General features: G+C 69.7%; 2 protein-coding genes. Both read right to left on the reverse strand.

All coding sequences use genetic code 11. From position 1 onward, the window contains the following. Positions 1-8,328: non-ribosomal peptide synthetase (locus J7I98_RS42775; RefSeq protein WP_214929719.1), on the reverse strand; the 8,328-nt coding region annotated here is incomplete at its 3' end. A gap of 5 nt (positions 8,329-8,333) precedes the next feature. Next, positions 8,334-13,700 carry a non-ribosomal peptide synthetase gene (locus tag J7I98_RS38535; protein ID WP_214929720.1) on the reverse strand — a complete coding sequence of 1,789 codons (5,367 nt, stop codon included), beginning with the start codon at positions 13,698-13,700 and terminating at the stop codon, positions 8,334-8,336. Positions 13,701-13,741 lie beyond the last annotated feature (41 nt).

Genomic DNA, 13,741 nt, shown 5'->3' on the forward strand with positions numbered 1-13,741 from the left:
ACCATGCGGCAACAGGACCAACCGACCACCGCGTACCAACGGCACCCACAACTCATACGTCGACGCATCAAAAGCATGGTTGGCCTGCACCAACACCCGCTCCACCACGTCATCACGCCAACTACGGTCAGCGACAAAACTCGCCACATTCCCGTGCGTCACCGCCACACCCTTAGGCTTACCGGTCGAACCCGACGTGTACATCACATACGCCAGGCTGTCCGGCGACAGGAGCCGCCCCGGATCCACCGGCTCAGCGTCAAACAGCCCCGCCACAGCAGTCGTCTGGAGACCGTCAAGATCACGGTCGGCCACCACTACAGAGACCCCGGCCTCCGCCACCACCGCACGCAACCGCTCCACCGGATGATCGCCATCCAGCGGCACATACGCCGCCCCCGCCTTCACCACACCCAACAACACAGCCACCAGATCCACCGACCGGTCCATCACCACACCGACCCGGCACTCCGGACCCACACCCCGGCCGACCAACGCCTGCGCCACCCGGTTCGCCCGCTCGTCCAACTCCGCATACGTCAGCGACACACCGCCACCAACAACCGCAACCACACCCGGAGTCCGCGCCACCTGCGCCCCGAACAACTCCGTCAACGTCACCGCAGAAATCGGCCGAGCAGTGTCGTTCCACTCCTCGACGACCTGCCGCTCCTCACCCGCATCCAGCACGTCGAGCCGACTGATCCGTACCCCCGGGTCGGCGGCGATCTGCTCCAGGACATGCCGGAGGCGGTCGGACAGAGCTCGGACGGTGTGCTCGTCGAACAGGTCTGTGGCGTACTGCACGGTGCCGCGCAGTCCTGCCGGGACGCCCTGTTCGTCGCGCAGCTCGTTCAGTCCGACGGACAGGTCGAAGCGGCTTACGACCGTCTCGTCCGCCGGCATCGGCCGCACCCGCAGACCGGGCAGCTCCCACGAGGCGTCCGCCTGGGCGTCGTTCTGGACCGCGAGCATGATCTGGAAGAGCGGGTGCCGGGACAACGAGCGCGCCGGATTGAGGTCCTCCACGAGACGCTCGAACGGCACGTCCTGGTGGGCGTAGGCCGACAGGTCCGTCTCCCGGACGCGGGCCAGGAGCTCGGTGAATGTCGGGTCGCCGCTCGCGTCGGTGCGCAGGACCAGGGTGTTGATGAAGAACCCGGCCAGGTCCTCCAGGGCACTGTCGGGACGGCCCGCGATAGCGGTGCCGACAGGGATGTCGGTACCCGCACCGAGCCGGGCCAGCAGCATCGCCAACGCGGCCTGGACCACCATGAACATCGTCGCCGAACCCTGCTGCGCCGCCTCGACCAGCCCGGCGTGCGCGTCCGAGTCGACTTCGACCGTGACCGTCCCGCCGACGAACGAGGAGACCGCCGGTCTCGTGCGGTCCACCGGCAGGACCAGCTCTTCGGGCAGCTCGGCCAACACCTCGCGCCAGTAACCGACTTGTGCACTGACCAGGCTGTCGGGGTCGTCCAGGTCGCCGAGGACCTCGCGCTGCCAGAGCGCGTAATCGGCGTACTGCACCGGCAACGGTGACCAGTCCGCCGTCGCACCCTGCAGACGGGCCCTGAAGGCCGCCCGCACGTCGCGCGCCAGGACGCCCATCGACCAGCCGTCCACCGCGATGTGGTGTGCCACCAGCACCAGTACGTGTTCGGTCTCGGACAGGACCAGCAACTCGGTCCGCCACGGCAGGTCGTGCGTCAGGTCGAAGGTCCTGCCCGCCACCTCGGCGACGGTCGCCGGGAGATCGTCGTGCGCGATCTCGCGGATCCGCAGGGCCGTCCGGCCGACGGCGCCCTCCAGGACCTGCTGCCGCGGAACACCCCCGGTCTCGGGAAACGTGGTGCGCAGCGTCTCGTGCCGGTCGGCCACATCGTGCAGAGCCGCCTGCAACGCCTCCACGTCCAGCTCACCGGACAGGCGCAGCGCCAACGGCACGTTGTAACCCGCGCCCGCGCCCGCCTCTTCCATCCGGTTCAAGAACCACATCCGCTGCTGACCGAACGACAGCGGCAGCACCTCGGGCCGCTCCCGCACACCCACACCTGCCCGTACGACGCCCCGGTCGCTCTCCACCAGCCGGGCGATCCCCGCCACCGTCGGCGCACCGAACAGCGCGGAAATAGTGATCTCCGCGTCCAGGACCGAGCGAATCTTGGCTATCAGGCGCATCGCCAGCAGCGAGTCACCGCCGAGGTCGAAGAACGAATCCTCCGCGCCCACCCGCTCCAGGCCCAGGAGCTGGCCGAACAGCCCGCACAGCACCTCTTCCGTCGGCGTCTCCGGACCCCGGCTCACCATTTCGCCCAGACCCGGAGCGGGCAGTGCGGCCCGGTCCAGCTTCCCGTTCACCGTTACCGGCAGGGACTCCAACGCAAGGACAGCGGACGGGACCATGTAGTCCGGCAGCACACCCGCCGCGAACTCCCGCAGCACGTCCCCGTCGAACTCCTCACCGACCGGGACGACATAGGCAACCAGCCGCTTAGCACCCGGCTGGTCCTCACGCACGATCACCGCGACCTGACCGACACCCCCGTGCCCGGCCAGCACCGCCTCTACCTCACCCGGCTCGATCCGGAAACCACGAATCTTCACCTGATCATCGACACGACCCGCGAAGAGCAACTGGCCGTCGGACGACCAACGCGCCAGGTCACCCGTCCGGTACATACGACCACCGAACGGGCACGCCACGAACCGCTCCGCCGTCAGCCCCGACCGCCCCGCATAACCGCGAGCCAGCCCGGCACCGGCGACGTACAGCTCCCCGACGACTCCGGGCGGCAGCGGACGCAGGAACTCGTCCAGCACGTACGCGCGGCTGTTGTCCATCGGGTACCCGATCGGCGTACTCGCGGGAACCGTGTCACCCGTGGTGTAGGAGATCTGTGTGGTGAAGGCCGTCGTCTCCGTCGGCCCGTAGGTCGTACGGACCACCAGTCCCGGATGTTCCTCCACGAGGGTCCGGATCGCCGATGCCGACACCAGGTCACCACCGGTCGACACCTCACGCACACCCGCAAAGATCTCCGGCGACTCCTCCGCGAGCACCCGGAACAGACCGGCCGTCGCGTGCACGTTCGTCACCTCGTGCTCGGCGATCGACTGCCCGCGCTCGGCCACTGAGACGTCACCCGAGCGCAGCAGGACCAGGCGGCCGCCCCGCACCAGGGGCACCCACAGTTCGTACGTCGAGGCGTCGAACGCGTGATTGGCCTGTACGAGCACCCGCTCGGCCACGTCCTCGCGCCAGGAGCGGTCGAGGGCGAAGGCGACCACGTTGGCGTGGGTCACCGCGACGCCCTTGGGGACACCGGTGGATCCGGAGGTGTACATCACGTAGGCAAGGTTCTCCGGTGACGCCAGGTCCTGCGGGTCTTCCGTGCCGTCCGGCTCCGGCAGCCCCTTCACCATGACCGCGCCGAGTTCGTCCAGCGGACGGTCGGCCAGCACCACCGAGACCCCGGCCTCGGCGACCACCGCGCGCAGCCGCTCTACGGGGTGACCGGCATCCAGCGGCACATAGGCCGCGCCCGCCTTGAGCACGCCGAGCAGTACGGCGATCAGGTCCGCCGAGCGGTCCATCACCACGCCGACCCGGTCCTCGGGGCCTACACCACGGCCGATCAGCCAGTGCGCGACGCGGTTCGCCCGGTCGTTCAACTCAGCGTAGGTCAGGGTGACTTCGTCGCTGACGACGGCAATCGCGTCCGGGGTCCGCTCGGCCTGTTCCCGGAACAGCGAGGGCAGCGTCGTCTCGGGGACCGCACGGGCGGTGTCGTTCCAGCCGTCGACGACCGTGTGCTCTTCCACTCCGTCGAGGACGTCGAGCCTGCTGATCCGCAACTGCGGGTCGGCGGCCACCTGCTCCAGCACGCGTACCAGTCGCCCGGCCAGCGCCTCGGCCGTGGCCTCGTCGAAGAGGTCCGTCGCGTACTGGAGTTCGCCGCCCATACCGGCGGGAGCGCCCTGGTCGTCGCGCTGTTCGGCGAGGCTGACGGTGAGGTCGACGCGCGCCGCGACCGTCTCGCCCGCACGCATCGGCTCCACGCGCAGCCCTGGCATCTCCCATTGGCCGGCAGCCCGGGGGATGTTCTGCAGGACCAGCATGATCTGGAACAGCGGGTTACGGGACAGCGAGCGCACCGGGTTGAGGTCGTCCACCAGGCGCTCGAACGGCAGATCCTGGTGCGTGTAGGCGGCCAGGTCGGTCTCGCGGACCCGGGCCAGCAGTTCGGCGAAGGTGGGGTCGCCGCTCGCGTCCGTACGCAGGACCAAGGTGTTGACGAAGAATCCGGCCAGGTCGTCGAGAGCGCTGTCCCCTCGTCCGGCGACCGTGGTGCCCAGGGGGATGTCGGTGCCCGTGCCGAGCCGGGCCAGCAGCATCGCCAGCGCGGCCTGTACGACCATGAACATCGTCGCCGAGCCCTGCTGCGCCACCTCGACCAGCTCGGCATGTGTGTGCGCCCCCAGCCGTACCGGGAGCGAACCGCCCTGGAACGAAGACGTCGCGGGCCGGGTCCGGTCCACCGGGAGCGGCAGTTCCTCGGGGAGGCCGGCCAGGGTCTCCCGCCAGTAGCCGAGCTGGGCGCTGATGAGGCTGTCGGGGTCGTTCAGGTCGCCGAGGACCTCGCGCTGCCAGAGAGCGTAGTCGGCGTACTGCACCGGCAACGGCGACCAGTCCACCGCCGATCCCGCGCGCCGCGCCGCGTAAGCGGTCTGAAGGTCCCTGGCCAGGACGCCCATGGACCAGCCGTCCACCGCGATGTGATGCGCCACCAGCAGCATGGCGTGCTCGGTGGACGACAAAGCGAGCAGGTCGATCCGCCACGGCAGGTCCCGCGCGAGATCGAAGCCCCGCGCGATGCCCTCTTCCAGCAGGCCGGGCAGGCTCTCCTCGGTGACCTCGCGGACCTGGACGGACGGGTGCCCGGCCGGGCCGAGCAGGATTTCCTGTGCGGGTACGCCCTCGCTCTCCGAGTAGACGGTACGGAGCGACTCGTGCCGGTCGGCCACATCCGCGAGGGCCGCTTCCAGCGCTGCCAGGTCCAGCTCACCGGACAGTCTCAGGACGAGCGACACGTTGTATCCGGCGCCGGATCCTTGCTCTTCCAGCTGGTTGAGGAACCACATCCGCTGCTGGCCGTACGACAGCGGCAGTACGTCGGGGCGTTCGCGTGCGACGAGGCCCGCCCGTACGACCCCTTGATGGCTCGTCACAAGCCGGGCCATCCCGGCCGCGGACGGCGCCCCGAACAGCTCACGGACCGTGACCTCGGCGTTCAGCACCGCCCGGATGCGGGCGATCAGCCGCATCGCGAGGAGCGAGTCACCGCCGAGGTCGAAGAAGGAGTCCTCGGCGCCGACCCAGTCCAGGCCCAGTACCTCGCCGAACAGCCCGCAGAGCACCTCTTCGAGCGGCGTCGCGGGACCGCGCCCGAGCGCGCCGCCGAAGTCGGGGGCGGGCAGCGCGGCCCGGTCGAGCTTGCCGTTGACGGTCACCGGCAGCGATTCCACGCTCACCACGGCGGCGGGGACCATGTAGTCGGGGAGCCGGCCCGCGACGTGGTCGAGCAGCACTTTCACGTCCGCGCCCGCGCCCGCGTCTTCGGCGACCACGTAGGCGACGAGCCGCTTCACGCCAGGCTGGTCCTCACGGACGATCACCGCGACCTGGCCCACACTCTCGTGCCCGGCCAGGACCGACTCGATCTCGCCCGGCTCGATCCGGAAACCACGGATCTTCACCTGGTCGTCGGCCCGCCCCGCGAACACCAGTTGACCCTCGGACGACCAGCGCGCCAGGTCACCGGTCCGGTACATCCGCTCCCCCGAGCCGGAGAACGGGCACGCAACGAACCGCTCCGCCGTCAGCCCGGGCCGGCCGTCGTAACCACGGGCCAGACCAGAACCAGCGACATACAGCTCCCCGGTCATGCCGGGTGCCGCCGGACGCAGGAACTCGTCCAGCACGTACACCTGGGCGTTGTCCATCGGTCGCCCGATGGGCACGCTCGCCGGAACAACGTCATCGGCGGCGTACGGGATCTGGGTGGTGAACGCGGTCGTCTCCGTCGGCCCGTACGTCGACCGGACGGTCAGATCCGGATGGGCGTCCAGCAGCGCCCGTATCGCCGAGGCAGAGACCACGTCGCCGCCGGTCGACACCTCACGCACACCCGCGAAGATCTCCGGCGACTCCTCCGCCAGCACCCCGAACAGACCGGCCGTGGCATGGACGTTCGTCACCCCGTGCTCGGCGATCAACCGGCCGCGCTCGGCCGCGTCGACATCGCCGGGACGCATGACGACCAGCCGGCCGCCGCGCGTGAGCGGCACCCACAGCTCATACGTCGACGCATCGAAAGCGTGGTTCGCCTGAACCAGCACCCGCTCGACCACGTCATCACGCCAACTACGGTCCGCGACAAAGCTCGCCACGTTCCCGTGCGTCACGGCAACGCCCTTCGGCGTACCGGTCGAGCCGGACGTATATATGACATACGCCAGCGCGTCCGGCGACACGAGTGTCGAGACGGGTCCGTCCAGCGCCGCGACCTCATCGGTCACCGCCGGATCGTCCCAGCTCACAGCCCCGGCAAGCCCGATCCTGTCCGCATGTGCGGTCGTGCTCAACACGAGCGCGGGCTGCGCGTCGGCCAGCATGAAACTGATGCGCTCGGCTGGATACTCCGGGTCCACCGGCACGTACGCCGCGCCCGCCTTCACCACGCCCAGCAGCACCACGATCAGCTCGGCCGACCGGTCCATCACCACGCCGACCCGGCTCTCCGGGCCCACTCCCCGGCCCGCCAGCCAGCGCGCCACCCGGTCGGCCCGGGCGTCCAGCTCGGCATAGGTCAGCGTCAGGTCCTCGCCGGCCACCGCGACCGCGTCCGGCGTGCGTGCCGCCTGGGCCTCGAACAGCTCCGGCAGCGTACGGGCGGACAGCGGCTGAGCGGTGTCGTTCCAGTCCTGGACGACGGCGCTCCGCTCAACGGGGTCCAGAAGATCGAGTCGGCCGACGGGCAACGCGGGGTCGGCGGCGATCTGCTCCAGGAGCCTGACGAGCCGGTCCCCCAGCGCCTGGATGGCGACCGGGTCGAAGAGGTCGGACTGGTAGTCGAAGCGCAGTTCCAGCCGGTCGCCCGGGACGACGCCCAGGATCAGCGGGTAGTGGGCGGTGTCCGAGCTGGCCGACCCGGTGATCTGCAGTCCGCCGGACGGTACGAGGCCGCCCTCGGCGGGCACCGGGTAGTTCTGGTAGACGAGGAGTGAGTCGAAGGTCGCACCGGAGCCCGCTGTCCGCTGGATCTCCGCGAGCCCCAGATGCTGGTGGTCGAAGAGTTCGGCCTGCTGGACCTGGAGTTCGGTCAGCAGTTCCGCAACCGTGCGATACGGATCGAGACGCACCCGCACCGGCACCGTATTGATGAACAGACCCAGCATCCGCTCAACACCGGGCAGGTCAGCCGGACGACCGGCCACCACTGCACCGAAGACCACGTCACTCCGGCCGGTCAACATACCGACCAGAACACCCCACACCCCCTGCACCACAGTGTTCAATGTCAGCCCGTGCTCACGCGCGATCTCGCGTAACGCCTCAGTCAGCCCGGCGCCGACCCGCACCATCGCGTGCTCGGGCAGAGCCAGGTCGCCGCCGCGGTCGGCCGGGCGTACCAGCGTCGGGTCGACGGTCCCGGCCAGCGCATCCCGCCAGGCTTCACGTGCCGCATCCTTGTCCTGACGGCCCAACCACGCCAAGTACTCCCGATACGACGTCACCGGCGGCAACACCGACACATCGCCACCCGCCGCATACAACTCAGACAACTCACCGAACAAAACCGGCAGCGACCAACCATCCATCAAAATGTGATGCATCGTCATGACCAGTTGATAACGCGACTCGTCCAGCTTCAGCAGCAACAACCGCAGCAGCGGCGGAACCGCCAGATCGAACCGGCGCTCGTGCTCGGCTTCCATGAGCCGCACGGCCTCTGCTTCGGCCTCCGCGGCGGGCAGCCCGGAAAGGTCGAACTCACGCCAGGGCAGAGTCACCCCCTGGAGCACCACCTGCACGACCTGCTGCATTCCCGCGGGCTGCTGGAAGCTCGCACGGAGGCTGGCGTGCCGGTCCAGCAGCGCCTCCCAGGATGCCCGCAGTACTCCGGTGTCCAACGGCGCGGCCAGATCGGTGACGCGCTGCTCCACGTAGACGTCACGGGCCTGCTCGTCGTACTGGGCGTGGAAGAGCAGCCCTTCCTGGAGCGGCGACAGCGGCCACACATCTTCGATACGCACCTGGGTCACTGCGGTCACTCCTTTTCGCCGGAGAGCTTGATCTGAAGCGCATCGATCTGGTTCTGGGCCAGTGCGACGAGCGGGAAGTCCGAGGGTGTGTGCTGGTCGCCGTCCGCTTCGGGGATGTGTGAGGCAAGGCCGGTGAGCATCGCGACCCAGCCGTCAGCCAGATCGTGGAGCGCCGCCTCCTCGAAGGGGCCGACCGGGCAGACCAGGGTCACGGTCAGTTCGGGGCCCTCGGGCAGGTCCCGGACGAGGCCCCCCGCCTCCAGCAGGTGGGAGGCGGGCATGTCGGCGTCGGCGGTCCCGCCCAGAACCGTGTCCCCCACCGGCTGCCAGGCTCCTCCGGTCGCCGGCGTCGCCGGACCGGAGGCGAAACGGCCCAGGTAGTTGAACCCGATCTGGGGCGTCGGCAGTCCGGCCAGAGCCTCGGCCGTCTTCGGGTTCAAATGGCGCAACAGCCCGAAGCCGAGCCCGTCTCCGGGCACCGCCCGCAGCTGTTCCCTGACCCGCCTGATCAGGCCGCCCGCCGCCGGACCGCCGGAACGGATCCGCGCGTACTCGGTGGTGCCCGGGTCCAGCCGTACCGGGTACGAGCCGGTGAACCAGCCGACGGTACGGGTGAGATCCATGTCCTCGGTGAGCGGGGTACGACCGTGGCTCTCGACCTCGATCAGGACACCGCCCGCGAGGTTGCGGCCCTGGCGGCGTCGCCATTCGCCGACCGCGGCGACCAGCCCGGCCAGGAGTACGTCGTCGATGCCGGCGTCGAAGGCCGCCGGGACGCGGGTCAGGAGCTCCGTCGTCACCGAGACCGGGACCTTGACCTCCACCTGGCGTACGCCCCGGGCGACGGTGTCCACGGCCGGATCGAGCGCCCTCTTCCCGAGCAGCGGGTTCGGGCCGCCCAGCAGCCGGGTCCACGCGGGCACTTCGACGGTCCGCTCGGTGCTGAGCGCCTGGTACTCCAGCGTCTCGGCCCAGCGCCGGTACGACGTCCCGCGCTCGAAGAGCGGTTCGCGTCCTTCTTGCAGGGCCGTGCACGCGGCAGCCAGGTCCGGGACGAGCACCCGCCACGAGACGCCGTCGACCACGAGGTGATGGGCCACCATCAACAGCCGGCCGGGAACACCGGGTCCGGCATCGAACCACACGAGCTGGACCATCGCCCCGGCTCGTGGGTCCAGCCGGTCCACCGCACGGCGGCCCTCGTCCCGGATCAGCTCGGCCAGGCTCTCGGCGGTGAGCCCCGCCGTGTCGACGCGGACGACACGGTCGCCGACCGCCGGGCCCGCCTCCGGGACCACCAAGTGGGCATTGTCTTCTGCGAGTTCAAGCCTGGCGCGCAGGATGTCGTGGTGCTCCAGCAGCGCCTGAACGGCCGCCACCAGGTGGGGCAGGGCAAGGTCGGCGGGGGTCTCGACGAGCATGGACTGGGAGAGGACCCCGGTCAGCGCGCTCGGGCCCGCCCGCTCGACGAGATCGAGCATGACCGGGGTCAGCGGGGCCCGTCCGATGCCCGTGTCCTGTTCCGCCGGTTCCACCGGGGCAGCGTCGTCCGCACTGGTGCTTACGGCAACCGCGGCGAGCCCGGCCGGGGACTTGTGCTCGAACACCTGCCGAGCCGTGATCACGATCCCGGCGCGACGGGCCCGGGACACGACCAGCATCGACATGATCGAATCGCCGCCCAACGCGAAGAAGGAATCCTCCGCGCCGACCCACTCCAGGCCCAGCACCTCACGGAACAGCGCACAGAGCAGTTCCTCGACGGGGGTCTCGGGACCACGGCCTTCGCTGCCGCCGAACTCGGGGGCGGGGAGGGCGGCCCGGTCGAGCTTGCCGTTCACCGTGACGGGCAGGGTTTCAAGCTGCATGATCGCGGCGGGGACCATGTAGTCCGGCAGCTTGCCCGCGACGTACTGCCGCAGCAGGTCGGCGTCGACCTCCTGATCGGCGGGGACAACGTACGCAACCAGCCGCTTGGTCCCCGGCTGGTCCTCGCGGACGATCACTGCGACCTGGCCGACGCTCTCGTGCGCGGCCAGCACCGCCTCGACCTCGCCCAACTCGATCCGGAAGCCACGGATCTTCACCTGGTCATCGGCACGGCCCTCGAACAGCAACAGGCCGTCCTTCGACCAGCGGACCAGGTCGCCGGTGCGGTACATGCGGCCGCCGTGCGGGCAGGCGACGAACCGCTCCGCCGTCAGGGCGGCGCGGCCGTCGTAGCCTCGGGCCAGACCGGAACCCGCGACATACAACTCCCCCGTCACGCCCGGTGCTACCGGACGCAGGAATTCATCCAGTACGTACGTCCGGGCGTTGTCCATCGGTTGGCCAATGGGCACGCTTGACGGAACTACATCACCGGCGCGGTACGGGATCTGGGTGGTAAATGCGGTCGTCTCTGTCGGCCCATACGTCGACCGGACAATCAGATCCGGGTGAGCGTCCAGCAGCACCCGTATCGCCGAGGCAGAGACCACATCACCACCGGTCGACACCTCACGCACACCCGCGAAAATCTGCGGAGACTCCTCCGCCAACACCCGGAACAGACCAGCCGTCGCATGCACATTGGTGATCCCATGCTCGGCTATAAGCCGGCCCCGTACAGCCGCGTCCTTCTCACCATGCGGCAACAGGACCAACCGACCACCGCGTACCAACGGCACCCACAACTCATACGTCGACGCATCAAAAGCATGGTTGGCCTGCACCAACACCCGCTCCACCACGTCATCACGCCAACTACGGTCAGCGACAAAACTCGCCACATTCCCGTGCGTCACCGCCACACCCTTAGGCTTACCGGTCGAACCCGACGTGTACATCACGTACGCCAGGCTGTCCGGAGAAAGACCGACCACCGGCCGGGCCGCTCCGGCCTCGAACAGCTCCGCCACTGCTGTCGTCTGGAGGCCAACGAGCTCACGGTCGGCCACCACCACAGAGACTCCGGCTTCGGCCACCACCGCACGCAACCGCTCCACCGGATGATCGCCATCCAGCGGCACATACGCCGCCCCCGCCTTCACCACACCCAACAACACAGCCACCAGATCCACCGACCGGTCCAGCACCACACCGACCCGGCTCTCCAGACCCACACCCCGGCCGACCAGCGCATGCGCCACCCGGTTCGCCCGCTCGTCCAACTCCGCATACGTCAGCGTCGCGTCTTCGGACACGACCGCCGTCGCATCCGGAGTCCGAGCCACCTGGGCCTCGAACAGCGCGGGCAGCGTCAGGGCGGGGATGGGGTGGACTGTGTCGTTCCAGGCTTCGACGACCGACTGCTCCTCGGTGGCGTCGAGGACCTCCACCTGGCTGATGCGCAGCCTGGGATCGGCGGCCACCTGCTCCAGTACCCGCACCAGCCGGTCGGCCAGTGCCCTGGCCGTGGAGCCGTCGAACAGGTCGGTGGAGTACTGGACACCACCGCCGATGCCTGCGGGATCGCCCTGCTCGTCGCGGTGTTCGGTGAGGTTGATGGACAGATCGAAGCGGGAGGGTAGCGCCGCGTCGGGGAGCGTCTCGGACCGCTGCTGGTGCATGGTGAGGCCGGGCAGGTCCCATTCCGCGGCGGGGATGTTCTGCAGTACGAGCATGATCTGGAACAGCGGGTGCCGGGAGAGCGAGCGCTCGGTGCTGATGTCGTCGACCAGCCGCTCGAACGGCACGTCCTGGTGGGCGTATGCGGCGAGGTCCGTCTCACGGACGCGGGCCAGCAGCTCCGCGAAGGTCGGGTTCCCCGCGGCGTCGGTGCGCAGTACCAGGGTGTTGACGAAGAAACCTGCCAGGTCCTCCAGGGCCGAGTCGCCGCGGCCGGCGATCGCCGTGCCGACGGGCAGGTCGGTGCCCGCGCCTAGCCGGGCCAGCAACATCGCCAACGCCGCCTGGACGACCATGAACATGGTGGCCGAACCCTGCCGGGCGACCTCCAGGAGCGCGGCGTGCGCTTCCGGGTCGAGCTGGAGCGGGACGGATCCGCCCTGGAAGGACGAGGTCGCGGGCCGGGTCCGGTCCGCCGGGAGCGCGAGTTCCTCCGGAAGGTCCGCCAACACGTCCCGCCAGTAGGCGAGTTGGGCGCTGATCAGGCTGTCCGGGTCCTCGGGGTTGCCGAGGACCTCGCGCTGCCAGAGCGCGTAGTCGGCGTACTGCACGGGCAGCGGCGGCCACACGGGGACCGAGCCCGCACTGCGCGCACCGTAGGCCTGCCGGAGGTCGCGGGCGAGGACGCCCATCGACCAGCCGTCCACCGCGATGTGATGCGCCACCAGCATCAGCACGAACTCGGCGTCGGAGGGGTCGGGGGCATCGGAGGCGTCGGAGCGGTGGTCGCCGGGATCCGAGGGGTCCGGCTCCGTGCCTGCCACGACCAGCAGCTCCGTCCGCCACGGCAGGTCGCGTGACAGATCGAAGCCCTTCGACGCGACCTCGGCCATGGCGTCGGCCAGATCGCCCGGGGCGACTTCCCGGACGTGGAGCGGCGGCGGACCGTCGATGAGCTGCTGCCGGGGTGTGCCGTCGGTCGAGGGGAACACCGTACGGAGCATCTCGTGCCGGGCCGCCACGTCGCCGAGCGCCGCCGCCAGGGCCTCGACATCCAGCGCACCGGAGAGCCTGAGCGCCAGCGGTACGTTGTAGGCCGCCTCCGCTCCGGTCTCGTCGAGCTGGTTGAGGAACCACATCCGCTGCTGACCGAACGACAGCGGCAGTACCTCGGGCCGCTCCTGTGCGACGAGGCCGATCCGTACGTCGCCCCGGTTGCTCTCCACCAGCCGGGCCAGCCCGGCGACGGTCGGCGCCCCGAAGAGCTCCCGTACGTTGATCTCGGCGTCCAGCACCGAGCGGACCCGGACGATCAGCCGCATCGCCAGCAGCGAGTCACCGCCCAGTTCGAAGAACGACTCCTCGGCGCCGACCAGTTCAAGGCCCAGCACATCACCGAACAGGCCGCACAGCACCTCTTCCACCGGCGTGGCGGGGCCACGGCCCGCCGTACCGCCGAACTCGGGGGCGGGCAGCGCGGCCCGGTCCAGCTTGCCGTTCACCGTCACCGGCAGCGCGTCCAGGGCCACCACCGCGGCGGGCACCATGTACTCCGGCAGAGCGCGCGCGGCGTACTCTCGCAGTGCTTCGCCGTCAGCGCCGCCGTCCGCCGGTACGACGTAGGCGACCAGGCGCTTCACGCCGGGCTGGTCCTCGCGGACCACCACTGCGATCTGGGCGACGGTGTCGTGCTCGGCCAGTACGTTCTCGATCTCACCCGGCTCGATCCGGAAGCCGCGGATCTTCACCTGGTCGTCCACACGGCCCGCATAGAGCAGCTCGCCGTCCGACGACCAGCGCGCGAGGTCCCCCGTCCGGTACATCCGGCCCGATCCCGGGAACGGGCAGGCGACGAACCGTTCCG

The sequence above is a fragment of the Streptomyces sp. ISL-98 genome (genome assembly GCF_018614055.1).
Taxonomy (GTDB): domain Bacteria; phylum Actinomycetota; class Actinomycetes; order Streptomycetales; family Streptomycetaceae; genus Streptomyces; species Streptomyces spiramyceticus.